Source organism: Streptomyces sp. NPDC050535 (assembly GCF_044457665.1).
Lineage (GTDB): Bacteria > Actinomycetota > Actinomycetes > Streptomycetales > Streptomycetaceae > Streptomyces.
Genome location: NZ_JBITHE010000011.1, coordinates 32,443 through 56,972, shown reverse-complemented (window position 1 = coordinate 56,972; position 24,530 = coordinate 32,443). Strand labels below are relative to the sequence as shown.

Here is a 24,530-nt window from a genome sequence, read left to right as displayed (position 1 = left end):
ATTGAGGTCACCGTTGTACGCAGCCTGTCCGTCCACCGTCAAGATCTAAATGCGCAATCCGTGGATCATGCACCGACCGGCTGTTCTAAACCGAACAGCCGGTTAATCAAAGGTGAATTCAGAGGGCGAGGGAGTTGTCCGGAAGACTACAACCGCTGAATGATCGTCCCGGTAGCCAGTCCCCCGCCCGCGCACATCGTCACGAGGGCGAACTCCTTGTCGCGGCGCTCCAGTTCGTGGAGGGCGGTGGTGATCAGGCGGGCACCCGTGGCTCCGACCGGGTGGCCGAGGGCGATACCGCCGCCGTTGACGTTGACCTTCGCCAGGTCCTGTTCGAAGACCTGGGCCCAGCTCAACACCACTGAGGCGAAGGCCTCGTTGATCTCGACGAGGTCGATGTCCTTGAGGGACATCCCGGCCTTGCCGAGGACCGCGCGGGTCGCGTCGATGGGGCCGTCGAGGTGGAAGTGCGGGTCGGAGCCGACCAGCGCCTGGGCGACGATCCGCGCACGGGGGCGGAGCTTCAGCGCACGCGCCATCCGCTTGGACGCCCACATGATGGCGGAGGCGCCGTCGGAGATCTGGGAGGAGTTGCCGGCCGTGTGGACGGCCGTCGGCATGACCGGCTTCAGGCGGGCCAGCGCCTCCATCGACGTGTCACGCAGACCCTCGTCACGGTCGACGAGCCGCCACATGCCCTGCCCGGCCCGCTGCTCCTCCTCCGTGGTCGGCACCTGCACGGCGAAGGTCTCGCGCTTGAAGCGTTCCTCCGACCAGGCGACGGCGGCGCGTTCCTGCGAGATCAGCCCGAGCGAGTCGACGTTCTCGCGCGTGAGGCCGCGATGGCGGGCGATCCGCTCCGCCGCCTCGAACTGGTTCGGCAGGTCGACGTTCCACTCGTCGGGGAACGGCTTGCCCGGCCCGTGCTTGGACCCGGACCCCAGCGGCACCCGCGACATCGCCTCGACGCCGGACGAGATCCCGACGTCGATGACGCCCGCCGCGACCATGTTGGCGACCATGTGCGAGGCCTGCTGCGAGGAGCCGCACTGGCAGTCGACCGTCGTCGCGGCCGTCTCGTACGGCAGGCCCATGGTGAGCCAGGCGACGCGGGCGGGGTTCATGGACTGTTCGCCGGCGTGGGTCACCGTGCCGCTGACTATCTGCTCGACGCAGTCGGCCTGGATGCCGGTACGGCCCAGGAGTTCACGGTAGGTCTCGCCCAACAGGTAGGCGGGGTGCAGATTGGCGAGTGCGCCGCCGCGCCTGCCAATGGGGGTGCGTACGGCTTCGACGATGACGGGTTCCGCGACCATGGGGGCTCGTCCTCTCCTTGGGCCTGTCCACCCGCGCGGCGCGGGCGTCCCGGCCACCCGCCGCGCCGAACTAGTACGCGTTCTAGTTCTGTTGTGCAGTCTGCTGAGCCAACCCCCGGTGCCGCAAGGGTCGTGCAGCCGTGGAAGTCGACTTCCTCGCGAACCCGCACACGGTTTCCTCGCGAACCCGCACACGATTCGGGCCGCCGCGCCCCTTGCGACTTGTAGAACCCGTTACTACCTTCACGGCAGTCTCCAGTTACTGATGGACCGTCAGAACACACCGAGAAGACCAGAAGGCCGTCTGAACGGCGGGAGTTGCCGATGCCCTGTCCAGCGCTGCCCGACGGGTTCGATTTCACCGACCCCGATCTGCTGCACCACCGCGTGCCCCTGCCGGAGTTCGCCGAGCTGCGCGCGATCGAACCGGTCCACTGGATCGCCCAACAGCCCGGTATCGCGGGCTTCGAGGACGACGGCTACTGGGCGGTGACCCGGCACGCGGACGTCAAGTACGTCTCCACGCACCCCGAGATCTTCTCCTCGTTCCTCAACACCGCCGTCATCCGCTTCCAGGAGCACATCCCGCGCGAGACGATCGAGGTCCAGCGCCTGATCATGCTCAACATGGACCCGCCCGAGCACACCCGGGTCCGCCAGATCGTGCAGCGCGGCTTCACCCCGCGCGCGATCCGCTCGCTGGAGAGCGCCCTGCGTGCCCGCGCCGGTTCGATCGTCGAGAGCGCGCTCGCGGGCGCGGGCCCCGACGGCGCCTTCGACTTCGTCACCCAGGTCGCCAGCGAACTCCCCCTCCAGGCCATCGCGGAGCTCATCGGCGTCCCGCAGGACGACCGGTCGAAGATCTTCGACTGGTCCAACAAGATGGTGGCGTACGACGATCCGGAGTACGCGATCACCGAGGAGGTCGGCGCCGAGTCGGCCACCGAACTCATCTCGTACGCGATGAACATGGCCGCCGACCGCAAGCAGTGCCCGGCCAAGGACATCGTCAGCACGCTGGTGGCCGCGGAGGACGAGGGCAACCTCGCGCCGGACGAGTTCGGCTTCTTCGTCCTGCTGTTGGCCGTCGCCGGCAACGAGACGACCCGCAACGCCATCACCCACGGCATGCACGCCTTCCTCACCCACCCCGACCAGTGGGACCTCTACAAGCGCGAACGCCCCAAGACCACCGCCGAGGAGATCGTCCGCTGGGCGACCCCCGTCGTGTCCTTCCAGCGCACCGCGACCCAGGACACCGAACTGGGCGGCCACCAGATCAGGAAGGGCCAGCGCGTCGGCGTCTTCTACTCCTCCGCCAACAACGACCCCGAGGTCTTCGACCGGCCCGAGCTCTTCGACATCACCCGCGACCCCAACCCCCACCTCGGCTTCGGCGGCGGAGGCCCGCACTTCTGCCTCGGCAAGTCCCTCGCCACCCTGGAGATCGACCTCATCTTCAACGCGATCGCCGACGCCATGCCCAACCTGCGACTGGCGGGCGCCCCCCGCCGGCTGCGCTCCGCCTGGCTCAACGGCGTCAAGGAACTCCAGGTCAGCCACACGCGATAGCCACACGTACGCCGTCCGCGCTCGGGCCGACACCTCCCGGCACCGTCGGCCCGTCCCGCGCGGGAGGCAGGGGCGTTCACCATCCCTACGCCCCGCCCCTGCCTCCCCCGCTTCCGACCGCGCGCCCGCCTCCGGCGAACGACGTCCGATAGGCCCGCGGACTCGTCGCCAGCCGCGCCGCGAAGTGCTGCCGCATGGTCACCTCGCTGCCGAAGCCCGCCCGCCGGGCCACCTCGGGCATGGTGAGACCGGTCCGCTCCAGCAGCCGTTGCGCCGCCGCGACGCGCTGATCCAGCAGCCAGCGCACGGGAGTTGTCCCGGTGGCCGCCGCGAAGTGCCGGGCGAAGGAGCGCGGTGACATCCCCGCGCGGGCGGCCAGCGCGGGCACGGTGAGCGGCTCGTCGAGATGCCCGAGCGCGTACTCGCGTACGGCGGCCAGCGCGTCGGCGTCCGGGTCCGCGGGGGCGACGGGCTGTTCGATGAACTGCGCCTGGCTGCCCGCCCGGAACGGCGCTGTGACCATCGAGCGGGCGATCGCCGCGGCGGCCTCCGCCCCGTGCACGGCACGCACGAGATGCAGGCAGAGGTCGATCCCGGCGGCCGTCCCCGCGGACGTCCAGAGGTTGTCGTCCTCGACGAACAACGCGTCCGGCTCGACGCGCACCCCCGGGTGCCGCTTCCGCAGCAGGTCGATCAGATTCCAGTGGGTCAGCGCGCGCCGCCCGTCCAGCAGCCCCGCCTGCGCCAGCGTGAAGGCCCCGCCGCACAGGGCGGCGATGGTGATCCCCCGGGCATGCGCGCGGCGCAGCGCCTCCAGTACGGGTCCGGGCGCGGGCGTCACGTGGTCGTCGAGCCCCGGCACCACGATCAGCTCCGCCCGGGACAGCCAGGCCAGTGTCCGGTCCGGGGTGACCGCGAGTCCGCCGCGCATCGCCACGGGGGCGGGGTCGGCGGCGACCCGGCGCAGGTCGAAGGCCGGTACGCCACGGTCCGTACGGTCCACACCCCACACCTCGGTGATCACGCTGACGTCGAAGGCCCGCACGCCGGGGAAGGTGAGGAGGGCGATGCGGTGAGTCTGTGTCGTCGACCGGGTCATCCTGGCAGTAAATCATCGAACGCTGGCTTCCTGCCCCCTGGGGCGGACACGTGAAGGGCGGCAGGATGGTCCGCATGGAGATCACAGAGAACGCGGCGCTGGTGGTAGTGGACGTACAGCAGGGCTTCGAGGAGCTGGAGGCCTGGGGCCCGCGCAACAACCCGGCCGCCGACGAGAACATCGCCTCCCTGATCGGCGTCTGGCAGGACACCGGCCGCCCGGTCGTCTTCGTACGGCACGACTCGGTCAAGCCGGACTCACCCCTGCGGCCGGGGCAGCCGGGCAACGGCTTCAAGGAGTACGTCGAGCGGCGGCGCGGCGCGGGGAAGGGCCCGGAGCTGTTCATCACCAAGACGGTGAACTCGGCGTTCTACGGCACACCGGACCTGGACGCCTGGCTCAAGGCGGAGGGCATCACCCAGATCGCCGTCGCCGGGATCCAGACGAACATGTGCGCCGAGACCACGGCCCGCATGGGCGGCAACCTCGGCTACGACGTCCTGTTCGCCCTCGACGCGACGTACACCTTCGACCAGGAGGGCCCGTTCGGCTGGCACCTCACGGCGGACGAACTCTCCCGCGCGACGGCCGTGACCCTGCACGGCGGCGGCTTCGCCACGGTGGTGACGACGGAGGAGCTGGTCGCTAAAGCCCGGTGACGAAGGCGGTGAAGACGACGGGGGTGAGGGTGAGGGCGGGGCCGTCGGGAATCTTGGAGTCCCGAACGGCGATGGTGGCGTGGGGGGTTGGGGCGATCTCGACGCAGGAGCCACCCGTGTCGGTGCTATAGCTGGACTTGCGCCAAGCCAGGGGGCCGAGGGGTGCGCACTCGACACACGAGCCGCCCTGGTCGCCGCTGTAACTCGACTTACGCCACTGGATGCCGGTCGGAATCGCGTTGTTCCCCATAGCGTTCCTCCATTGCGCGCCGGATCACCTCCGCCGAGTCCCGGAGGGACAGCGCGGCGGCTTGTAGATGATCGTAACGGAGCGAACAGTCCCTGACAGTTTCCGGATTGGCGGTCGGATGCCCCATCCCGTAGCCCTCGGTGTAGACGATGTCGGGGTCACTCGCGAACCGAAAGAGGTCGAAGGAGCCCTGGAGTCCAGCGTGGGCACCGGCCGAGTACGGCAGTACTTGGATGTTGATCCGACGGTTTTCCTCGAAGTCCAACAGCTGAGCGAGTTGCTGCCGCATCGTCGCCCGGCCCCCCATCTCTTGGTAGAGCGCAGCCTCGCTGACGACCGCCCAGAGAACCGGCGGCTCGCTCTTCTCGAAGATGCGCTGCCGAGCCAGTCGTACGGCAGTCCGGTCATCGAGCCGACTGGTGTCCAGGGCGCCGAGTACGGCACGCGCGTACCCCTCGGTTTGCAACAGGCCGTGCACCAGGTGCGTATGAAAAGTGCAGATCTCGCTCGCCCGAGCCTCCAGCTCCGCCACCTGCTGAAACCAAGCCGGAAGCTGACTCCGCAACACCAGCCCCACCAACCGCGACAACAACCCGCCCGTCCCCAGCGCCGCGTCCGCCCGCTCGCTGAACACGTCCGTCGGGAGTTTGCGGGCCGTCTCGATCTGCCCCACCAGCGACCCGGTGTAGTTGATGACGTCGCCGAACTGCTTCTGCGTCAGGCCCGCCGCCTCCCGGTGCCGCCGCAGCTCGAAGCCGTAGTAGTCGAGCGGCGACGCGCTCGGGTCGAGGACGCTGATGTTGGTCACGTACGGCCCCTGTCCGCGAACTCGGCTCGCGAGTCGGTTGTGTTCGGTCGGTAGCTCAGCGTAGCCAATGGCCGTCACGCTCGTCCTGTGAACGAACTCATTCCTCCCCCACCCGTCCAGTACGGCATGCGCTTCACGGTCGGCGAACACTCCGCCGGTCACGTCCGGCGGATCGTCCGCGCCTACCTCCGCTACTGGGAGATGCCGGAACTGACCGACCCCGTCGGCCTGGCCGTCACCGAGCTGCTCGCCAACGTGCTGCGTCATGTCCCGGACCGGCGCTGCGAGTTGCTGGTCCTTCGGCAGCCGTACGGCGTCCGCGTCGAGGTGTCGGACAGTTCGCCGTGTCTCCCCACCGCCGGTCTCCCCGGCGCGGACGCGGAGAGTGGCCGCGGGCTCGTCCTGCTCGACGCGATGGTCGACCGGTGGGGTGCGCGGCCCGACGCGACCGGGGCCGGAAAGACCATGTGGTTCGAGTGCCGGGGAGGAACTATGGTCCCGTCGGAGAAGTGACGGACCTTCAGGGGGCGGCTGACGATGTTGGCGGAAGCGATGACCGCGGCGGCCGCGGCGGCGGGCACGACGGTGGTGCAGAGCGCGAGTTCGGACCTGTGGACCGCGTTCCGGGACCGCTGCGCCAGGGTCATCGGGCGTGGAGATCCCGCGCGGGAGAGCGACGCGCTGGAGCGGCTCGACCGGACGGCCGCCGTGCTGGACGCGGCGGACGAGGAGGAGTCCGGGCGGGTCCGGGACCTCCAAGTAGGGCTCTGGCAGGGGCGGTTCGAGGCGCTTCTGGAGAGCCTGGGGCAGGCCGAGCGCGAGCGGTTCGTCGCCGAACTGCGCGCGCTGGCCGAGGAGTCGGCGGACCGGTCGCCCGGCCGGGGCGCGGTGTCCGGCAACACGTTCAGCGGCCCCAGCGCTCTCCAGGTCGGCGACCACAACCACCAGGACAACCACTTCGGCAGCGCCGGATGACCGACCCCGACAGACCGGCCGAACGCCCGGACAGACCGGCAGAACGTTCCGACGGACCGGCGCAGCCACCCCAGGTCTCCGGCAACGTCTTCCACGGCCCCACCGCCCTCCAGGTCGGCGCCGGAAACACCATGAACGTCCGCTACGACGTCAACTCCCGGTCGCCGCTGGATGCTTCGGCCGACGAGCTGGCCGCCGCCGTACGCCGTCAGTGGCAGCAGGAGGCCGGACTCCGCCGCCTCCTGGAACCCGCTCCGCTGCCCGTGCGCTGGCAGGTGAGCGTCCGCAGGGCGGCGGGCCGGGTCACCGGGGCCACCGCCGAAGGGGCCCGCGCCCGCTTCACGCCGCTTCCGGGAGTCGTGGCGGCCACCCGTGACTCGCTGCGCCTGGGCGGCGGCCTGGCCGAACTGCACGCCGCCTACGGCGGGTTGGCGTCCGGCCGCCTCCTCCTCGTCGGGCCGCCGGCCGCGGGCAAGACGGCCGCCGCGGTCCTCCTGCTCCTCGACGCGCTCCAGCACCGCGCGAACACCGCGTCACCCGACCGGCGCGCCCTCATCCCCGTACCGGTGATGCTCTCGCCGCACGGCTGGGACCCCGCCGCCGAGAGCCCGGCCGAGTGGGCGGCGGGCCGGCTGTCCCGCGAGTACACCCTCTTCCGTGGCCGGGACGGCCGAGCCCGCGCGCTCGAACTCCTTGAGGCGGGCCGCGTCTCGCTGTTCCTCGACGCGCTGGACGAGGTCCCCGGCAAGCTGCGCGCCGCGATGGTGAGCGCGCTGGAGGCCGCCGACTTCCGCCTCGTCCTGGTCTCCCGTGCCAAGGAGGCCGTCCTCACCGCCAAGCGGTCCCGGCTGGGCGGTGCGGTCGCGCTGGAGATCCTCCCCGTACGCCCCGCCGACGCCGCCGCGTACCTTCTCGGCCCGCTGCCCGAGCCGCCGCCGCCCGCCTGGGACAGGCTCGCGCGCGGACTCCTGGACACCCCGGACAGCCCCCTGGCCCAGGCCCTGACCGGCCCGCTCGCGATCAGTCTCCTGCGCGACGCCCACGGCGACAGCGATCCTGTCGACGAACTCCTCGACACCGGCCGCTTCCCCACCGCCCGCTCCGTCGAGGACCACCTCCTCGACCACGCCGTCACCGCCGCGTACACCGCCCGGCCGGGACGCCCGCGCCCCCGCCACTCCCCCGAGGCCGCCGACCGCGCGCTGCGCCACCTCGCCGTCCGCCTCACCGAACAGGGCACGCACGACCTGCTCTGGTGGCACATCCCCACCTGGGCGGACCGCCGCCCCCGGGCGATCGCCATCGGGTCCGTCGTCGGCCTGCTCTACGGGGTGCCCGCCTTCCTGATGATCTGGCACATGACCGGTCTTGTGTGGGCCTGCGTGCTGGGGCCCGGCTCCGCGCTCGGGAGCGGGTTCGCCGCCGGCCTGCTCAGCCGCCGCAGCGGCGACCCGCAGCCGCTGCCGAGCGCCGGGTGGCGTGACATCTTCGGCTGGTCCGCGGTCCGGGCGGGTGTCGTCCAGTGGCTCCTGACGGCGGTCACGGTCTGGCTCCTCTTCGGGCCTCTGACGGACACCCCGCTGCCCGCCTGGCTCTGTCTCCTCGCCACGGCGCCCACCGGCTTCGGCACGATCCTGGTCTACGGCCGCGGCTACGAACTCGTCGCCGGGACCGTCCTCGGCGCTGGAACGGGATCCTGGTTCGACAAGGTCCGCGACGATCACAGCGGTCCGCCCCTGGTGGACACCCGGTCCATCGGACCCCGAGACGTGTGGCTGCACCACATCAGGCTGAGACTTCTTCTCGGTCTCCTCGTCGGCCTCTCGGTCGCCCTGCTCATCGTCCCCGCCGCCACCTGGATGAACGGTTTCTGGGCCGGCGCCCCGCTCGGCGTCGGCGCGGGCCTGTGGGCGGGTCTCGTGGCGGGCCCGGTCAACAACCTGGGAGTGGCGACCGCGCTGACCGCCGTACAGCTCTCCGCCGCCGAGGGCACCCCCGTACGCCTGATGTCGTTCCTGGAGGACGCCCGCCGCCGCAACCTGCTGCGGGCGACCGGTCCGGCGTACCAGTTCCGCCACGCCAGGCTCCAGGAGCGGCTGGCCGCCGCGCCACGCCGGTGACCGCCCGCACACGGACGCCCGACTCCGTCCACGTTCCGACTTCGTCCACGACCCGACGTCCCATGGCTCCCTGATGAACGTTTTCGGTCCATCTCGCGTCTACACACTCGGCACAACCGCCCCGCACCTCCGCAGACTTCGAACGGAATCCCAGAGCAGTGGTCTCTGCCGAGCTGACCGACGCGACCGACGTCGCCGATCTGACCGACCTGACCGATCTGACCGCCGTCCGGCAGGACCACCCGGCACCGCACCGGAACCACCGGCTCCGCGGCTTCTGGCACCGCCACCGTCTCCCGCTCCTCGCCACCCTCCCCACCGTCCCGCTGTACGCGGTGTGGTGGGTGTTCCTCGCCACCGGCGGCGGCGACCTCGCGGCGCAGGAGGCCTGGGCGCAGTTCGCGTCCCGCAACGGCGGCTCGGCGTACAACCTGTTCTGGTACGGCGGGATGCACACCGCCAACTACAGCCTGATATCCCCGTATCTGATGGCCGGGCTCGGCGTCCGCACGGTGACGGTGGTCTCCGGGCTCGCCGCCTGCTGGCTGGCGGCCGTGCTGATCGGCCGTACGGGGATACGGAGTCCGGTGGGCCCCGCGCTGCTCGCGTCGCTCGCGCTGTGGTGCAACGTCGCCTCGGGGCGTACGACCTTCGCGCTCGGCGTGGCTCTCGGGCTCGCCGCCTGCGTCCTGCTGACCCGTGAGCGGCGGCTGCTGCTCGCGACGGCCTACGCGGCGCTCGCGACGATGGCGAGTCCGGTGGCCGGGCTGTTCCTCGCGGTGGTGGGGGCGGCGTATCTCGTGGCGCGGGACCGGGTGCGGGCCTGCGTGCTGCTGGCGCCGCCCGCCGCCGTGGTCGGGGCGACCACGCTGCTGTTCCCTTTCAGCGGCGAGCAGTTGATGCCGGCCGGGCGTATCTGGCCGCCCGTGCTGCTCGGGCTGGCCGTCGCGGTGCTGGCCCCGCGCGGCTGGCGGGTGGCACGGTGGAGCGGCGTCGTCTACGCCGCCGGGACCGTACTGACGTATCTGGTCGCCTCGCCCGTCGGCACGAACGTCGAGCGGTTCGCGGAACTGTTCGCCCCGGCCGTGCTGCTCGCGCTGCTGCTGGGCGCGCCGCGTCTCAGGGCTCTCCGGCGCACCGCGCTGATCGGGGCCCTGTGCTACTCGCTCTTCTGGGTCGGCCAGAAGACCGTGGACGACCTGAAGGTGTCGACCGACGTGCCCGCCTGGGCCGCCGACACCCGGGGGGTCATCGGCGCCCTGGACCGGCTCGGCGCGGACCGCACCCGCGTCGAGGTGGTCCCCGCCCGCAACCACCGCGAGGCGACCGCGCTCGCCCCGCACGTGAACCTGGCGCGCGGCTGGAACCGCCAGCTGGACATGGAGCGCGGCCGGCTCTTCTACGACGGCACCTTCTCGGCGGCGACCTACCGCGCCTGGCTGGACCGCTGGGCCGTCGGTCTCGTCGTACTGCCCGACGGGAAGCCGGACGGGTTCGCCGAGGAGGAGGCCCGCCTCGTGGGGAACCCGCCCGCGTGGCTGGAGCCGGTGTGGAACGACGCCCACTGGCGGGTATTCCGGGTGCGTGACGCGGTGCCGCTGGTGTCGGCGCCCGGCGCCGTCCTGCGGACCACCAGCTCCGAGGTCGACGTGCGGGTGCCGGAGCCCGGCTCGGTCACCGTGAAGGTCGCGTACTCGCCGTGGCTGCGGGCCGACGGGGGCTGCCTCGCACAGGACGGCGAGTTCACCCGGCTGACGGTCTCCCGCCCCGGCGAGTACCGGATCAGCTCGGCGTACGGCCCGTCACCGGGACCGGCGGCTCCTTCCTGCTGAGCTCGACCGGTTCCGGCAGGGTCCGGGGCCGCGGCCCCTGGAGCAGGTAGGTCAGTCCGAAGCCGGCGCCCACGACCATCGCGCCGCCCACGGCGTCCAGGACCCAGTGGTTGCCGGTCGCCACGATCGCCGAAACGGTGAAGAACGGGTGCAGCAGGCCCAGCGCCTTCATCCACCACTTCGGCGCCAGGATCGCGATCACCAGGCCGCACCACAGGGACCAGCCGAAGTGCAGCGAGGGCATCGCCGCGTACTGGTTCGTGAGGGCGGTGAGCGTGCCGTAGTCCGGCTTGGAGAAGTCCTGGACGCCGTGCACCGTGTCGATGATGCCGAAGCCCGGCATCAGTCGCGGCGGGGCCAGCGGGTAGAGCCAGAAGCCGACGAGCGCGAACAGGGTGGCGAAGCCGAGGGCCGAGCGGGCCCAGCGGTAGTCGGAGGGGCGGCGGATGTAGAGCACCGCGAGCACCGTCAGCGGGACGAAGAAGTGGAACGACGTGTAGTAGAAGTCGAAGAAGCCCCGCAGCCAGTCGACCTTCACGACGGCGTGGTTGACCCAGTGCTCGATGTCGATGTGCAGGAACCGCTCCATCGAGAGGATCTGGTCGGCGTGGTGCTCGGCGGTGACCCGGCCTCCGGCGTTGGTGCCGCCCGTCGCGGCCAGCCTGACCTGCTGGTAGGCGGAGTAGCCGACGCGGATCAGCAGCAGTTCGAGGAGCAGGTTCGGGCGGGAGAGGACCCGGCCGAGGAACGGCAGCAGCGGGACGCGGCTCCACCGGGTCGGGACGGCGGGCGCGTACTCGGTGGGGATCGGTCTGCGGTAGTACTCGGAGGTGCGGGACAGGAACGGCACGACGAGGGCGGCGGCGAGGGCGGCGATCAGCACCACGTTGTCGCGCAGCGGGTGGAGCACCGGCATGTTCGGCAGCATCATCTTGGCGGGCAGCGTCATCACCAGGACGACGGCCACGGGCCACATGTACCGGTCCGAGGTCTTCTTGCCGACCCGGCCGACGACCGCGAGCAGCACCCACAGAAGCTGGTGCTGCCAGGTCGTGGGCGAGACGGCGACCGCGACACAGCCGGTGATCGCGACGGCGAGCAGCAGCTGTCCGTCGCGTGCGTAACGCACCGCGCGGCGCAGGCCGAGGACCGCGACGGCCGCGCCGAGCAGCAGGAACAGGCCGATCTCCAGCGGGCCCTCCAGCCCGAACCGCAGCAGCGCGCCGTGCAGTGACTGGTTGGCGAGTCCGTCCGCCTTGCCGCCGAGCCCGACGCCCGCCACGTGGTGCACCCAGTAGGTGTACGAGTCGTGCGGCATCGCGGCCCAGGCGAGCGCCGTGAGGCCCGCGAAGGTGGCACCGGTGGACACGGCGGCGTGTCTGCGGCCGGTGAACCAGAGCAGCGGCGCGAAGAGCAGCACGGCGGGCTGGAGGGCGGCGGCGAGGCCGATCAGCACGCCACTGGCCCGCTGCCCGCGCACGGTGAAGCAGCCGAGCAGGACGAGCAGCACCGGGATGATGCTGGTCTGGCCGAGGTAGAGGGTGTTGCGCACCGGCAGCGACAGCATCAGGAGGCTGATCGTGACGGGCGCGGCGAGCAGGGACGCCCGCCGGGTCACCGGCTTGGGCAGGGCGCGCGCCGCGACCATGCCGAGCGCGACGACCAGCAGCAGGGTGCCGAAGGTCCAGCCCCAGCCGAGGGCCTGTTCCGCCGAACGGGTGAGTGGCTTGAGGACGAGTCCCCCGAACGGGGTGCCGGTGAACTGCGTCGAGTCGTACAGCGAGCCCTTCACGTGCAGGACGCCGTCCGTCCCGACCCAGGTCTCCAGATCCGTCAGCCGCTCCCCCTTGGGGGTGCTCAGGACGGCGGTGAGCTGCCGTACGGCGAGCATCGCGGCGATCACCCACAGCCCGATACGGACAGCCTTCAGCCGTGCCTTCGCCCGCTCGGCAGCCCCCGCCCCGAAGGCATTACCCGCTCTTCCGCCGTGCTCCACGTTCGCCACGCCGCGTCAGCCCTCCCGCCCCGTTCGTCCCACGCGTCGCGCGCGCGGGTTTCCTGTCCGGTCCCCAGAGGCTCGCACCGCCCCGGGTGAGAGACGCAGGCAACCCCCTCTTCACCTGACGTCCTTCCATCTTTTGTCCGGATGACGATAGTGCGCGAACGGTTCAGTTCCACCACGGGTCCGCGACATAGATCACAGACCGGCCGCCGGAAGGACACATCCCTGCTGGTCGTCTCGCCTGCGTACGCGGCTTTTATGCGCACTGCGCGATTAGGTGCACACGGCACGTAATGTGGCCGGCCGCCCCTATGGTCGCTTTTCGGTCCGCTTTCGGGCGGACCGCGCCCTTGCCCCGAGGACCGTCGGCCCTGCCCCCGGGGACCCGCTCGTTCCTGCCCCCCGGGCCCCGCTCGCCCTGCCGCGAGGACACCCTGTTCCCGCCCCCGACGAAAGGAAAACCCTTGCCGACCGCCGCAGCCGTCGCGCCCCGGACCGCTCCCCCCGCGGACGTCACCGTCACCGACCCCGCCCTGGTGAAGCGTGCCGTGAAGGCCGCCGCCCTGGGCAACGCGATGGAGTGGTTCGACTTCGGCGTCTACAGCTACATCGCGGTGACCCTGGGCAAGGTCTTCTTCCCCTCGGGCAACCCGACCGCCCAACTGCTCTCCACCTTCGGCGCCTTCGCCGCGGCCTTCCTGGTCCGCCCGCTCGGCGGCCTGGTCTTCGGCCCGCTGGGTGACCGCGTCGGCCGGCAGAAGGTCCTCGCACTCACCATGATCATGATGGCGGCGGGCACCTTCGCGATCGGCCTGATCCCGTCGTACGGCGCGATCGGCGTCGGCGCTCCCCTGCTGCTCCTCGCCGCCCGGCTCGTCCAGGGCTTCTCCACCGGCGGCGAGTACGCGGGCGCGTCCACCTTCATCGCCGAGTACGCGCCCGACAGGAAACGCGGCTTCCTCGGGAGCTGGCTGGAGTTCGGCACGCTCGCCGGCTACATCGGCGGCGCCGGCCTGGTCACCCTCATGACCGCCCTGCTCTCCACCGACGACCTGCTCTCCTGGGGCTGGCGGATCCCGTTCCTGATCGCCGGCCCGATGGGCGTCGTCGGGCTGTATCTGCGGATGCGCCTGGAGGAGACGCCGGTGTTCGCGGCGGAGATGGCGAAGTCCGAGGCGGCCCGCCCGAAGGTGCCGCTGCGCGAGATGGTGACCGGCCAGTGGCGGGCCCTGCTGCTCTGCGTGGGCCTGGTGCTGGTCTTCAACGTCACGGACTACATGCTGCTGTCGTACATGCCGAGCTACCTGACCAGTGAGCTGAGGTACGACGAGACGCACGGCCTCCTCGTCGTCCTGGGCGTGATGGCGCTGATGATGATCGTGCAGCCCTTCGCGGGCGCGCTCACCGACCGGATCGGCCGCCGCCCGGTGATCGCCGCCGGCTGCGCGGGCTTCCTCACGCTCTCCGTCCCGGCGATCCTGCTGATCCGCCAGGGCAGCCTGCTGGCGGTCGCGCTCGGCATGGGCGCCCTCGGCCTGCTGCTGGTCTGCTTCACCTCCGCGATGCCCGCCGCGCTCCCCGCCCTCTTCCCGACGAAGGTCCGCTACGGCTCGCTCTCCATCGGCTTCAACGTCTCCGTGTCCCTCTTCGGCGGCACGACCCCGCTGGTGGTCACGGCGCTCATCGGGGCGACCGGGAACCTGATGATGCCCGCCTACTACATGATGGCGGCGGCCGTCATCGGCGGCGTGGCCGTGTGGTTCATGACGGAGTCGGCGGGCCGGCCACTGCCGGGCTCGGCACCCTCGGTCGACCCGGCCGACCGCTGAACCCGGGGCCCCCTGAGCACCGGGCAACCCGCCGAACTCCGGGCAACCCGCTGGCAAGCCGGAGCGTCCGCGACTAGATTCACCGGCAGGACTAGTTAGCGGATCTAACTAGGCATACGAAAGGCATGGTGCATGAGCGAGTCGCAGCTCTGGGACGACGTCGACGACTACTTCGCCGCCCTCCTCGCCCCCGCCGACGACACCCTGACCGCCGCGCTGCGCGACAGCGACGCGGCCGGACTGCCACCGATCAACGTCGCGCCGAACCAGGGCAAGCTGCTCCAGCTTCTCGCCCAGATCCAGGGCGCCCGCCGCATCCTGGAGATCGGCACGCTCGGCGGCTACAGCACGATCTGGCTGGGCCGCGCCCTCCCGGCCGACGGCCGCCTGATCACCTTCGAGTACGACCCCGCGCACGCCGAGGTCGCCCGCGGCAACCTCGCCCGCGCGGGCCTCGACAAGATCGCCGAGGTGCGGGTCGGGCCCGCCCTGGAGACGCTCCCGAAACTGGCCGAGGAGAACCCGGAGCCGTTCGACCTCGTGTTCATCGACGCGGACAAGGTGAACAACCCGCACTACGTCGAGTGGGCCGTCAAGCTCACCCGCCCCGGCAGCCTGATCGTCCTCGACAACGTCGTCCGCGAGGGCAAGGTCGCCGACCCCGGCAACACCGAAGCGCACGTCCGCGGCACCCGGGAGGCGCTCGAACTGATCGCCGCCCACCCGAAGTTGAACGGTACGGCGATCCAGACGGTCGGGAGCAAGGGGTACGACGGGTTCGCGCTGGCGCGGGTACTGGCCTGAGCCTCTCCGGGGGCTTCGGGGACTTCAGGGGCTTCGGGGTCGCGCCTCGGGCTCACACCTCGTGGTAGAAGCCCACGTTCACGCTGTACGGGCCGGTGCGGTCCAGGATGACGATCTCGCCGGAGCCGCCCGCGGGAAGCCTGGCCGTGCCGCCGTACGCGAGGGCCTGGGTCAGCTCGCCTGCCAGCGTCAGCCGTACCTCGGAGGAGGGCTCGGGCCGGGAGCCCTGCAACCAGGTGACCTGCCAGGCGCCGTCGGGGCCGCACATGAACTCCAGATGCACCCGGGACACGAACAGCCAGTCGTCCGGGGTCGCGAGACGGCACACGGCCTTGTCCCGGCCCACCCGCAGCATGGCACCCGGGTCGCTCGGCGAGTCGGCCATCAGCATCCCGGCCGTCGCACCCGCGTCCGCCCCGGTGACCGAGGCCATGGTGAGTTCGAGCACGTGCGCTCCTTCAGTTCCCGCCGGACCGATTGTCGTCGTACGGAGCGTGCTTGACGCGCCGCCGCCGCATGATAGTTCGCCACGTCGCCCCAGCGTGCGGGCTGCCGCACAATGGGACTCATGACCGAGCGCAAGCCACCCGGCGTCAGCTACGAGTCCTGGGTCGACCGGCAGATCCGTGAGGCGGAGGCACGCGGGGAGTTCACCGAACTCCCCGGCGCTGGCAAGCCCATGCCCGCCATCTCCGACACCCCGTACGACGAACTGTGGTGGATCAAGCGGAAGATGGCCCGCGAGGGCCTGTCCGTGCTTCCCCCCACGCTGGTCCTGCGCAAGGAGGCGGAGGACGCGCTCGCGGCGGCCTCCGCTGCGCCCTCCGAGCGGGTGGTGCGCCGCATCGTCGAGGACATCAACGCCAAGATCCGCGAGCTCATGTTCAAACCCCCGCCCGGCCCGCCCCTCGGACTCAAGCCGTACGACGTCGAGGTGATCGTCCGGGAGTGGCGTGAGCGCCGGGAGGGCGCGGCCGACGCCGGGTGACGGGGTGACGGCTGAGGCCGCGCCCCGGGTACATGGTCCGGGGCGCGGCCTCAGGGTGCCGGTGGTGCGGTTTCGCTTTGTGCGGTTGTTCCGTGCCGTCAGAACTTCAGGAGGCGTTCCGCGACCTCGCGGTAGTCCTTGAGGGCTATTCGGAGCTGCTCGGTGTCGGTGGTACCGGCGGTCGCCTTCTCCTCGCCGGTCTTCCCCTGCCAGGACGTGCGCAGGGTGCTGCGGCGCCGGGAGACGGCGTCCGCGAACCGGGCGGCGAGCTCCTCCAGCACCTGGTCGGCCTCCTCCACGGCGTCCCGGGGCCCGTCGACGAACCCGACGACCGCGTGCCGCAGCCGCACCTCGAACTTGTCGGCCTCGTCCTGGGGGATCAGACGGGTGTCGTGGTCCTTGGACGTGCCTTCAGCCTTGGAGGTCTCGTGGGCCTTGGATGTGTCGCGGGCCTTCGAGGTGTCGTGGGTGCCGGAGGTGTCATGGATGTGGGAAGTGTCCTGGGTGCTGGAGGTGTCCTTGTCCGGGAGCGGACGGACTTCGTGCACGGCGGGGCGACCGTTGGTCGCCGTGCCGGTTTCGGTCTCCTTGCCGGTTCCCGTCGCCGTACCGGTTCCTGTAGCCGTACCGGTTCCCGTCGTCGTGCCGGTTTCGGTCGCCTTGCCGGTTCCCGTAGCCGCACCGGTACCCGTAGCCGTGCCCGTTCCCTTGGTCTCGCGGGAGGCGGTGTCACGGCCGACGATGTCATGGGTCGCGGTGTCACGGCCGGTGGCGGTGTCACGGCCGGTGGCGGTGTCAGCGTTCCCGCTGTCGCGGCCGGTCGACGTGTCGCGGTCGGTCGACGTGTCACGCGACGTGGTGTCGCCGGTCTTGCGGTCGCCCGTCGTGCGGTCGAGGGCGTCCGTGCCCTCGCTCGGCGACGTGGTACCGGGAGCGGTGCGGACCGGGTCCGCGCGGCGGGCCCGCGCGTCGTCGCCCGGCTCGGCCTTCTGGCCCGTCGGGACCCCGGTCGGGCTGCTCGTCGCGGCCTCGCGGGCCGGAGCGGTCTCGCCGGACGCCGGGTTGGCGCGGCCCTTCGCCGGGTCGGAACGGGTCGGGTCCGAGCGGGTCGCGTCGGGACGGGCCGGATCCGAGCGGGTCGGGTCCTTGGCGGCCTCGTTCGGGTTCTTGGCGGTGTCGTCCTGCATGTCCTTCACGCTCCTCAACTCCCCTTTGCCTGGCGCTTGTTGAACGACCAAGGCAGGTGGGATCGGCTCTCGGGGGCGGCGCCCTCGGGGTGGTCGGCTGCGGTCTGGGCGGTGGACGACTTCTCGTCCACGTCAGCCCGGTGGTGGGAGTTGTCCTGGCGGGTGGGGGACACCAGTTCCTCGAAGAGCACGCGGGCCTCGATCATGGCCTCACGCAGTTCCTCGGTGCCGTGGCCGTCCGGCGTACGGGCCAGCGCGGCGCGGTGCACCCTGCGGTAGCCGTGGACGTTCGGTCCGTGGTGGACGGAGAGCGCCGCGTACTGCTCGTCGTACTGGTCGCCGCCGGGGAATCCACGGGCGGCGGCCACTTCGCCGAGCAGCGCGTCGGCGTCGGCCACGGCCTCCCGCGGCGACTCGACGAACCGCTCCTGGGCGGCCGCCCAGCGGGCCGTGTACTGGTCGCGGGCCGCGGGCTCGAGCGCCCGCTCACGCAGCGAACCGTGTCGGCTCACGCGTTCCTGGAGATCGCTCTCCGCGGCCTTCACGTCACCGTTGTGCCGGGCCACCGCCCGGTCGTATTCGGGCCCGAAGCGCCGCTGCAGGCTGCGCCCGCCCTGCGGCCTTCGAGCGAGGAGGGTCACGGCGGCCGCGACAACGGCAACGGCCGCCACAATCACGATCAGAGCGATGATCACGCCTGTGGACATGGGTGCCTTCCGAGGTTTACTCGACCCAACGGGCCGGTTCTTGCACCGTGTTGCCCGTCGCGCGCCTCTCAAACAGCGCGCGCGGCGCGGAGACCCGTCGAAATCCGCTTGCGGGCGGCGTACGGCACCTCGTGACAATGACCGCCATGACCCGTACCCCGGCCTCCTGGACCGTCGCCCCCGAGCCCTTCGACTCCCCTGTCGCCGCCGCGCTGTGGCGGGCGTACTACACGGAGGTCAGCGACCGCTGGTACCTGCTGCACCAGGGGCACCCGACGGATCGGGCGGAGCTGGACCGGGAGGTCGCCGCCGACGCCGGGGAGTACCTCGCCTCGCCGGGCGGGGTACTGCTGGTCGCGCGGTTCGACGGCGAGCCCGGCGGCACGGCGGGCGTGCGGATGCTCGACGCGACCACCGGCGAACTGACGCGGGTGTTCGTCCGCGAGGACCTGCGCGGCAAGGGCGGCGGCCCGGTGCTCCTCGCCGCGGCCGAGGCGGCGGCGCGCGGACTCGGCGCCGGGCGGCTGATCCTGGACACCCGCGGGGACCTGGTGGAGGCACGCGCGCTGTACGCCCGGCACGGCTACACGGAGACCGAGGCGCACAACGACGACGTGTACGCCGAGCACTGGTTCGAGAAGCGGCTGGATCAGCGGGGGTGACGGGGCCGGCAGTACGTCAGGGCGCGCGGTGCGGGACCGTTCCGTTGTGCGGGCGTTCCGCGTCGGAGCCGCACAGCTCCGCGTTCAGCACCTCCACCAGTCCGATCAGATCGGTCGGACGGTCCTGGCCCCACCAGTCGCCGAGCAGCTCCGACAGCGAGTCCTCACGCGCCTTGGACAGCTTCTCCGCGGCCCGGCGCCCCTCGGCCGTCAGCACCAGGTCGAGGCCCTCGCGGACGGCGAGCCCGCGCTCCTCGACCTGCCGGGCCGCGGCCATCACGACGGACAGCGGTACGTGGCTGTACTCGGCCAGCTGCGCGGGCTCGGCCCAGCCGTACTTCCTCGTCCGCAGCAGCAGCCAGCTCGCCGCGGGCAGCAGGTCGTAGCCGGCCCGCGCGGTGATCGTCACGTAGATCTCGCGCCGCCCCTCCCTGGTGCCGAGTACGGACAGCGCCCGGCACACCTCGTCGTACGACGACCGCTGCACCGGATTGCTCGCCAGCGTCTGGGTGGCGTCCGGCGCCGTGACCGCCCCGCGCAGCTTGTCCTCGCGCAGGAACCAGGCCAGGACGAAGCCCAGAAGGGCGACCGGTGCGGCGTACAGGAAGACGTCGGTGATGGACGAGGCGTACGCGTGCAGGACCGGCGCCCGCAGCGCCGCCGGCAGGTCGGCGATGCCCTTCGGGTCGGCCTTGAGCCCGTCCACGCTGATCCCCTGCGGCAGCTGCTGCCCGCTGAGCGCGGTCGTCAGCTTGTCGCCGAGGCGGCTCGCGAAGACCGAGCCGAAGATGGCCACGCCGAACGAGGCGCCGATGGACCGGAAGAAGGTCGCCCCCGAGGTGGCGACGCCCAGATCCTCGTACGAGACGGCGTTCTGCACGATCAGCACCAGCACCTGCATGACCAGGCCGAGGCCGAAACCGAAGACGAAGAAGTACGCGCTCATCTCGGCGGTACCGCTGTGCTCGTCGAGCTGGTGGAGCAGCAGCAGGCCGATGGCCGTGATCCCCGTACCGGCGACCGGGAACGCCTTCCAGCGGCCGGTGCGGCTGACGATCTGCCCGGAGGCGGTGGAGGCGATCAGCAGGCCGAACACCATCGGCAGCAGGTGCACGCCGGACAACGTGGGTGTCACGCCCTGGACGACCTGGAGGAACGTCGGCAGATACGTCATCGCGCCGAACATCGCGAAGCCGACGATGAAACTGATCAGGGCCGACAGCACGAAGGTGCGGATCCGGAAGAGCTTGAGCGGGAGGACCGGTTCGGCCGCCCGGCGTTCGACGGCGACGAAGCACCCGGCCAGTACGACGCCCAGCACCACGAGGCCGATGATCTGCGGCGAGCCCCAGCCCCAGGTGGTGCCGGCGAGCGAGGCCACCATGATCAGGCAGGTGGCGACGGCGGCGATGAGGAAGGTGCCGAGGTAGTCGATGACGTGCCGTGCGGTGCGGACGGGGATGTGCAGGGTGGTCGCGATCACCGCGAGCGCGACGACGCCGATGGGCAGGTTGATGTAGAACACCCAGCGCCAGCTGAGGTGTTCCGTGAACAGGCCGCCGAGCAGCGGGCCGAGCACACTCGTCGTGCCGAAGACCGCGCCGAACAGGCCCTGGTACTTGCCGCGTTCGCGCGGCGAGACGATGTCGCCGACGATCGCCATCGACAGCACCATGAGCCCGCCGCCGCCCAGGCCCTGAAGCGCCCGGAAGCCGATGAGCTGCGGCATGTTCTGCGCGATGCCGCACAGCGCGGAGCCGATCAGGAAGATCACGATCGCGGTCTGGAAGAGCTTCTTCCGGCCGTACTGGTCGCCGAGCTTGCCCCACAGCGGGGTCGCCGCGGTCGACGCGAGGAGGTAGGCGGTGACGACCCAGGACAGGTGGTCCAGGCCGCCCAGGTCGCTGACGATGGTCGGCAGCGCGGTCGACACGATCGTCTGGTCGAGGGAGGCGAGCAGCATGCCGAGCAGCAGTGCGCCGATCGAGACGAGGACACTGCCGTGGGCGTGCTCGCCGGCGTCGGTGGCGGCCGCGTCGCGGCGGCGCTCGGCGCTCTCGTTCACGCCCCGGGGTGCGGACAGCCCGCCGTCCCTGCCGTGCCCGTCCTCGGTCATGCGGACCTCCCGCCGGTCCCCGCCTCTCGGTCATTGTCCATCCTGATCGGTGTGACCGGTTATGGCCTGTTGAGTCCTGCCTCCTCCTGCGGAGGGTGGGCTTCCGGGGGCACCGGGGAGATTGTGTGGGGGACCTACGGATAATCTCTGGAGTTCCTCAGGGGGCGGACAGGGGAGGGACCCTCGCGTGACTGAACCGAACGGGCATGTCTGCCCCGAGTGCGCGGCGCCTCGCGCGCCGGACGGCTCGCCGTCGTGCGCCTGCACGCAGCGGGCGTCCGACGCGCTGCGGGACGCGCGTACGGAGGCGGCGGCTGCGGCGGAGGACTTTGATCCGCTGCGGATACGGCCCTATGTGGAGTTGGAGCCGGGGGACGCGGATGTGGATCCGCGGGCTCCCTCGGACGCGTACACCGACGCGGACACGGATACGGCTGTGCTGCCGGTGGCTGTCGGGGGCGGGCCGGAGTTCTCCGGGGTGGCTTCGGCGGAGGGGACTATGCGGTTGGGGGTCGTGCCGTCGGTGCGGTCTGTGCCGCCTGGCGGCGTCGGCGTACCTGGCGGTGCTGGTGTGCCGGGCGGTGCTGGTGTGCCGGGCGGCGAGCCGCCTCGTCGGCGGCTGGTGCTGTTGGGCGTTCTCGGGGCCGCGGTCATCGTGGTGGCCGGTGCGGGGTTCGCGAGCGGGCTCTTCTCGTACGAGACTCCCTCGCGGGACGCCGCAGCGCCGGATGCCGTGCGGGCTAGCGTGCCGGAGGGGTCCGTCTCGTCCGCCTCCGCGTCGCCGTCCGCGAGCGAGTCGTCCTCGGCGCCGGCGCCGGTCGTCCCGGCCCCGTCCCGCAGCACCAGCCCGTCGCCCTCGGCGTCACCCTCGTCGAGCGCCTCGGCGTCGCGGTCCACGTCGGCCACGCCGACGCAGACGGCCACCACCGACCGCGCCACCGGGCCGGCCGAGGCCACCGGCGACGACCCGGACGACGAGTTCGAGATCGCCCCGGCCCTGCGGCGCGGCGACAGCGGGGCCGAGGTCACCGAACTCCAGCTACGCCTGCGTCAGTTGTCCCTCTACATCGGCGAGGCCGACGGCGACTACGACCAGCAGGTCGAGGACGCCGTGGCCCGCTACCAGTGGGCCCGCGGGCTCACGGCCGACGGCATGGGAATCTACGGCGGAACCACCCGCACCAGCCTGGAGAAGGAGACGACCGAGCCCTGATCGCGCCGAGTCCGGTCCGTGGGTGGGTCGGGGCCGGGGGCCGGTACATCCGCCCGTCGCCGCCGGATCAGACGTCGGGCGAGCATGGGGACCGTCCGGTGACGCGAACGTACGCGACGGGCATGTGATGTACCGGCCCCCGGCCCCTCCCGCCGGTGGGCGTCAACCGGGCTGCCAGGGCATCTCAGCCCGTCCGGCGTTTGAGGACGCGCCCTTCGGGCGTTCGGGGGTCTGGGGGCGGAGCCCCCGGAGGCAAGGGACGGGCAGGGGCGGAGGGGGCGAAAAATGCCTGGTCTCAGCCCACGTGGAGCCGGATCCCCCCGCCCCACATCGCCTCGACCCGCACCTCGGTGAGGTCGCGGACGAGCGCGTCGGGACGGTGGAAGCCGGCCCGAGGACCAACCCCGACGACCCGCATCCCCGCGGAGCGACCCGCCGAGATCCCGGCCCCGGAGTCCTCGAACACGACACAGTCCTCAGGCGCGACCCCGAGCTCGGCCGCCCCCTTCAGAAACCCCTCGGGATCCGGCTTGCTCGCCCCGACGGACTCCGCGGTGACCCGTACATCGGGAAGAGCGAGCCCGGCGGCAGCCATACGGGCGGTGGACAGCCCGACGTCCGCGGAGGTCACGAGCGCATGCGCCAGCCCCGCGCCGGTAAGCGCGGCCAGAAACTCCGCGGCCCCCGGGATCGCGACGACGCCGTCCATGTCGGCGGTCTCCTCCGCGAGCATCCGCGCGTTGTCCGCGTGGTTCAGCTCCATCGGCCGGTTCGGCAGCAGGACCGCCATGGAGGCGTACCCCTGCCTGCCGTGGACGACCTTCATGACCTCGCCCCCGTCCAGCCCGTGCCGGTCGGCCCAGCGGCGCCAGCAGCGCTCGACGACCGCGTCCGAGTTGACGAGGGTGCCGTCCATGTCGAGCAGGAGGGCGCGGGCGGTCAGAACGGTCGGGGCCGTCGTCATCGGCATGCTCCAGAGCGCGGGAGACGTGAGAAACCTGGCAGGCGTAGGAAACCCGGGAAACAAGGTGGCCCCGCCCGCCGGTCAGGGTATGCGGACGGGAACCACTTTGTTCCTTAACGATACAAAAAGAAGGGGCTTCGGCGCCACCGCCTCCGACCAGGCATTCAGCCACCCAGGCATGGAAGGACACCTCCCCGACAGCATCAAGACACCAGAAGGGCACGAAATGTCCGCCCGGGCCGACGGAACAGACAGCCGACGGAACAGACAGACGGGCGCGATAGGCGGGGATCTGGAGGATCGAGGATCGACGGGACCGGGAGTGGACTTGGCGGGCCGGCAGGACCGGAAGGGCTGACAGGACCGGAAGGGCTGACAGGGCTAGCAGGCCTGACGGCCGACGGGCCGACGGGGCCGACGGGGCCGGCAAGGAGTCGTCCCGGGCAACCGTCGCCACCGACCCCCGCCTTACCCCGCAACCGCCTCGAACAGGCTCCACAACCCCAGCCCCAACATCAGCACCGCCGCCACCTTGGTCACCAACCGCAGGGGCACGCGCTTCATCAGCGCCTTGCCGCCGACGATACCGAGGCCGGCCACCGCCCAGAGGGCGAGTACCGCGCCGAGGCCCACGGAGAGCGGATCGTCGTAGCGGGCCGCGAGGTTCGCCGTCATGATCTGGGTGAGGTCGCCGAACTCGGCGAGCAGGATGAGCATGAAGCCCGCACCGGAGACCTTCCAGAAGCCCTGGTTCTCGGGCTTGCGGACCTCCGCCTCGTCCTCGTCCTTCTTCATCAGGAGCACCGCGGCGCCGCCCAGGAAGAGCACACCGGTGAGCGCGTGCAGGAGCTGCTGCGGGAGCAGGGTCAGGACGCTGCCAGCGGCCACGGCGAGGGCGACGTGGAGGGCGAAGGCGGCGGCGACGCCCGCGAAGACGTACGAGGCGCGGTAGCGGGTGCCGAGGACGAGGCCGGCGAGCGCGGTCTTGTCCGGCAACTCGGCGAGGAAGACGACTCCGAAGACGAGCGCCATCACGCTGAAGCTGATCAAAATTCCTCAATCGGTCGGGCCGCCCCACCGAGAGTCCGTGCTGCGCTGCGACACCTCGGCATGGCAGCACACAGGGGCGCCCGCGCCGGAAAGCACGGGCAGTGCACTGCTGGCCGAAGGTCTCGCTGGCCGGCCCCGCGTGAACGAGGTCTGCCTCCGGGCGCCGGCTCAGGCGAGCTGAGCAGTATGTCGACGGTCCGGCGAAGAGCTACTCCCCTTCTGCGCCATCCATGGTACGCGACGGCGGGACGGACCTCGTAGGGCCTTTGGTCCCGCGAGGGAGGGCGACGGGCGTAGGCGTTCTGGTCAGCCCCAGGTCTTGATGTGTCATGTACGCGTCACTAGCTTCTCACCTGACACACATCTCCTGGAAACAC

The 24,530-nt window shown here is 71.3% G+C and carries 22 protein-coding genes; 11 read left to right on the top strand and 11 right to left on the bottom strand.

Annotation, left to right across the window (positions count from 1 at the left end):
- Positions 1 to 146: 146 nt before the first annotated feature.
- Complete coding sequence (locus tag ACIBLC_RS24145) at positions 147 to 1,316, bottom strand: steroid 3-ketoacyl-CoA thiolase (protein ID WP_399213238.1); 1,170 nt, start codon at positions 1,314 to 1,316, stop codon at positions 147 to 149.
- Between the two features lie 324 nt (positions 1,317 to 1,640).
- Between ACIBLC_RS24145 and ACIBLC_RS24140 the strand changes: the two genes are divergently transcribed.
- Positions 1,641 to 2,888: a cytochrome P450 gene (locus tag ACIBLC_RS24140; protein ID WP_399213237.1), complete on the top strand. Its 1,248-nt coding sequence runs from the start codon at positions 1,641 to 1,643 to the stop codon at positions 2,886 to 2,888.
- Positions 2,889 to 2,973: 85 nt separating this feature from the next.
- Here ACIBLC_RS24140 and ACIBLC_RS24135 read toward each other — a convergent pair whose 3' ends face one another.
- Positions 2,974 to 3,987 (bottom strand): GlxA family transcriptional regulator, encoded by a 1,014-nt coding sequence (locus tag ACIBLC_RS24135; protein WP_399213236.1) that lies wholly within the window; start codon positions 3,985 to 3,987, stop codon positions 2,974 to 2,976.
- A 74-nt stretch (positions 3,988 to 4,061) separates the two neighbouring features.
- Between ACIBLC_RS24135 and ACIBLC_RS24130 the strand changes: the two genes are divergently transcribed.
- Complete coding sequence (locus tag ACIBLC_RS24130) at positions 4,062 to 4,646, top strand: cysteine hydrolase family protein (protein ID WP_399213235.1); 585 nt, start codon at positions 4,062 to 4,064, stop codon at positions 4,644 to 4,646.
- On the opposite strand, the gene ACIBLC_RS24125 is transcribed toward ACIBLC_RS24130, so the two are convergent.
- Together ACIBLC_RS24125 and ACIBLC_RS24120 are read right to left on the bottom strand one after the other, a co-directional pair.
- Complete coding sequence (locus ACIBLC_RS24125; protein ID WP_399213234.1) at positions 4,633 to 4,896, bottom strand: DUF397 domain-containing protein; 264 nt, start codon at positions 4,894 to 4,896, stop codon at positions 4,633 to 4,635. The genes ACIBLC_RS24130 and ACIBLC_RS24125 overlap by 14 nt on opposite strands.
- Positions 4,856 to 5,704 carry a helix-turn-helix domain-containing protein gene (locus ACIBLC_RS24120; RefSeq protein ID WP_399213233.1) on the bottom strand — a complete coding sequence of 283 codons (849 nt, stop codon included), beginning with the start codon at positions 5,702 to 5,704 and terminating at the stop codon, positions 4,856 to 4,858. Before ACIBLC_RS24120 ends, ACIBLC_RS24125 begins: the two co-directional genes overlap by 41 nt.
- 87 nt (positions 5,705 to 5,791) lie before the next feature.
- Between ACIBLC_RS24120 and ACIBLC_RS24115 the strand changes: the two genes are divergently transcribed.
- The 4 genes from ACIBLC_RS24115 to ACIBLC_RS24100 all read left to right on the top strand — a co-directional run bounded on the left by ACIBLC_RS24115 (position 5,792) and on the right by ACIBLC_RS24100 (position 10,631).
- On the top strand, positions 5,792 to 6,217 hold the full coding sequence (locus tag ACIBLC_RS24115; protein ID WP_399213232.1) for an ATP-binding protein: 426 nt from the start codon (positions 5,792 to 5,794) through the stop codon (positions 6,215 to 6,217).
- A 24-nt stretch (positions 6,218 to 6,241) separates the two neighbouring features.
- On the top strand, positions 6,242 to 6,679 hold the full coding sequence (locus ACIBLC_RS24110) for a hypothetical protein (protein WP_399213231.1): 438 nt from the start codon (positions 6,242 to 6,244) through the stop codon (positions 6,677 to 6,679).
- The gene (locus ACIBLC_RS24105) at positions 6,676 to 8,799 is read left to right on the top strand and encodes a hypothetical protein (RefSeq protein WP_399213230.1); all 2,124 of its coding nucleotides are present in this window, start codon (positions 6,676 to 6,678) and stop codon (positions 8,797 to 8,799) included. Before ACIBLC_RS24110 ends, ACIBLC_RS24105 begins: the two co-directional genes overlap by 4 nt.
- A gap of 209 nt (positions 8,800 to 9,008) precedes the next feature.
- A complete protein-coding gene (locus ACIBLC_RS24100; RefSeq protein ID WP_399213424.1) occupies positions 9,009 to 10,631 on the top strand; it encodes a hypothetical protein in 1,623 nt (540 codons plus the stop codon).
- Here ACIBLC_RS24100 and ACIBLC_RS24095 read toward each other — a convergent pair.
- Positions 10,582 to 12,636, bottom strand: a complete 2,055-nt coding sequence (locus tag ACIBLC_RS24095) for a bifunctional glycosyltransferase 87/phosphatase PAP2 family protein (RefSeq protein WP_399213229.1) — start codon at positions 12,634 to 12,636, stop codon at positions 10,582 to 10,584. The genes ACIBLC_RS24100 and ACIBLC_RS24095 overlap by 50 nt on opposite strands.
- A gap of 461 nt (positions 12,637 to 13,097) precedes the next feature.
- On the opposite strand from ACIBLC_RS24095, the gene proP reads away from it, so the two are divergent.
- Both proP and ACIBLC_RS24085 read left to right on the top strand, forming a co-directional pair.
- Complete coding sequence (gene proP / locus ACIBLC_RS24090; RefSeq protein WP_399213228.1) at positions 13,098 to 14,462, top strand: glycine betaine/L-proline transporter ProP; 1,365 nt, start codon at positions 13,098 to 13,100, stop codon at positions 14,460 to 14,462.
- A 132-nt stretch (positions 14,463 to 14,594) separates the two neighbouring features.
- Positions 14,595 to 15,266, top strand: coding sequence for an O-methyltransferase (locus ACIBLC_RS24085; RefSeq protein ID WP_399213227.1), 672 nt, complete (start codon positions 14,595 to 14,597; stop codon positions 15,264 to 15,266).
- 52 nt (positions 15,267 to 15,318) lie between these two features.
- Here ACIBLC_RS24085 and ACIBLC_RS24080 read toward each other — a convergent pair whose 3' ends face one another.
- Positions 15,319 to 15,714: a hypothetical protein gene (locus ACIBLC_RS24080; RefSeq protein WP_399213226.1), complete on the bottom strand. Its 396-nt coding sequence runs from the start codon at positions 15,712 to 15,714 to the stop codon at positions 15,319 to 15,321.
- 120 nt (positions 15,715 to 15,834) lie between these two features.
- Between ACIBLC_RS24080 and ACIBLC_RS24075 the strand changes: the two genes are divergently transcribed.
- Entirely contained in the window at positions 15,835 to 16,254 is a 420-nt protein-coding gene (locus ACIBLC_RS24075) for a DUF1992 domain-containing protein (RefSeq protein ID WP_399213225.1), read from the top strand.
- A 98-nt stretch (positions 16,255 to 16,352) separates the two neighbouring features.
- Here the strand turns inward: ACIBLC_RS24075 and ACIBLC_RS24070 are convergent, their stop codons facing one another.
- Together ACIBLC_RS24070 and ACIBLC_RS24065 are read right to left on the bottom strand one after the other, a co-directional pair.
- A complete protein-coding gene (locus ACIBLC_RS24070) occupies positions 16,353 to 17,441 on the bottom strand; it encodes a hypothetical protein (protein WP_399213224.1) in 1,089 nt (362 codons plus the stop codon).
- Between the two features lie 14 nt (positions 17,442 to 17,455).
- Positions 17,456 to 18,148: a hypothetical protein gene (locus ACIBLC_RS24065; protein WP_399213223.1), complete on the bottom strand. Its 693-nt coding sequence runs from the start codon at positions 18,146 to 18,148 to the stop codon at positions 17,456 to 17,458.
- Between the two features lie 146 nt (positions 18,149 to 18,294).
- Here ACIBLC_RS24065 and ACIBLC_RS24060 point away from each other — a divergent pair, with 146 nt between their 5' ends.
- A complete protein-coding gene (locus ACIBLC_RS24060; RefSeq protein ID WP_399213222.1) occupies positions 18,295 to 18,810 on the top strand; it encodes a GNAT family N-acetyltransferase in 516 nt (171 codons plus the stop codon).
- A gap of 16 nt (positions 18,811 to 18,826) precedes the next feature.
- Here the strand turns inward: ACIBLC_RS24060 and ACIBLC_RS24055 are convergent, their stop codons facing one another.
- The gene (locus ACIBLC_RS24055; protein WP_399213221.1) at positions 18,827 to 20,926 is read right to left on the bottom strand and encodes a DHA2 family efflux MFS transporter permease subunit; all 2,100 of its coding nucleotides are present in this window, start codon (positions 20,924 to 20,926) and stop codon (positions 18,827 to 18,829) included.
- A gap of 187 nt (positions 20,927 to 21,113) precedes the next feature.
- Between ACIBLC_RS24055 and ACIBLC_RS24050 the strand changes: the two genes are divergently transcribed.
- Positions 21,114 to 22,139 carry a peptidoglycan-binding protein gene (locus ACIBLC_RS24050; protein ID WP_399213220.1) on the top strand — a complete coding sequence of 342 codons (1,026 nt, stop codon included), beginning with the start codon at positions 21,114 to 21,116 and terminating at the stop codon, positions 22,137 to 22,139.
- Positions 22,140 to 22,434: 295 nt separating this feature from the next.
- On the opposite strand, the gene ACIBLC_RS24045 is transcribed toward ACIBLC_RS24050, so the two are convergent.
- Together ACIBLC_RS24045 and ACIBLC_RS24040 are read right to left on the bottom strand one after the other, a co-directional pair.
- On the bottom strand, positions 22,435 to 23,109 hold the full coding sequence (locus ACIBLC_RS24045) for an HAD family hydrolase (protein ID WP_399213219.1): 675 nt from the start codon (positions 23,107 to 23,109) through the stop codon (positions 22,435 to 22,437).
- A gap of 462 nt (positions 23,110 to 23,571) precedes the next feature.
- Complete coding sequence (locus ACIBLC_RS24040; RefSeq protein ID WP_399213218.1) at positions 23,572 to 24,153, bottom strand: TMEM165/GDT1 family protein; 582 nt, start codon at positions 24,151 to 24,153, stop codon at positions 23,572 to 23,574.
- Positions 24,154 to 24,530 lie beyond the last annotated feature (377 nt).

Excerpts from the sequence above, each read along its gene's own strand:
- ACIBLC_RS24110 (WP_399213231.1), top strand. The coding sequence starts at position 6,242 with ATGTTGGCGGAAGCGATGACCGCGGCGGCCGCGGCGGCGGGCACGACG.
- ACIBLC_RS24145 (WP_399213238.1), bottom strand. The coding sequence starts at position 1,316 with ATGGTCGCGGAACCCGTCATCGTCGAAGCCGTACGCACCCCCATTGGC.
- ACIBLC_RS24130 (WP_399213235.1), top strand. The coding sequence starts at position 4,062 with ATGGAGATCACAGAGAACGCGGCGCTGGTGGTAGTGGACGTACAGCAG.
- ACIBLC_RS24140 (WP_399213237.1), top strand. The coding sequence starts at position 1,641 with ATGCCCTGTCCAGCGCTGCCCGACGGGTTCGATTTCACCGACCCCGAT.
- ACIBLC_RS24075 (WP_399213225.1), top strand. The coding sequence starts at position 15,835 with ATGACCGAGCGCAAGCCACCCGGCGTCAGCTACGAGTCCTGGGTCGAC.
- ACIBLC_RS24070 (WP_399213224.1), bottom strand. The coding sequence starts at position 17,441 with ATGCAGGACGACACCGCCAAGAACCCGAACGAGGCCGCCAAGGACCCG.
- ACIBLC_RS24085 (WP_399213227.1), top strand. The coding sequence starts at position 14,595 with ATGAGCGAGTCGCAGCTCTGGGACGACGTCGACGACTACTTCGCCGCC.
- ACIBLC_RS24055 (WP_399213221.1), bottom strand. The coding sequence starts at position 20,926 with ATGACCGAGGACGGGCACGGCAGGGACGGCGGGCTGTCCGCACCCCGG.
- ACIBLC_RS24135 (WP_399213236.1), bottom strand. The coding sequence starts at position 3,987 with ATGACCCGGTCGACGACACAGACTCACCGCATCGCCCTCCTCACCTTC.
- ACIBLC_RS24125 (WP_399213234.1), bottom strand. The coding sequence starts at position 4,896 with ATGGGGAACAACGCGATTCCGACCGGCATCCAGTGGCGTAAGTCGAGT.
- ACIBLC_RS24065 (WP_399213223.1), bottom strand. The coding sequence starts at position 18,148 with ATGTCCACAGGCGTGATCATCGCTCTGATCGTGATTGTGGCGGCCGTT.
- ACIBLC_RS24060 (WP_399213222.1), top strand. The coding sequence starts at position 18,295 with ATGACCCGTACCCCGGCCTCCTGGACCGTCGCCCCCGAGCCCTTCGAC.
- ACIBLC_RS24045 (WP_399213219.1), bottom strand. The coding sequence starts at position 23,109 with ATGCCGATGACGACGGCCCCGACCGTTCTGACCGCCCGCGCCCTCCTG.
- ACIBLC_RS24105 (WP_399213230.1), top strand. The coding sequence starts at position 6,676 with ATGACCGACCCCGACAGACCGGCCGAACGCCCGGACAGACCGGCAGAA.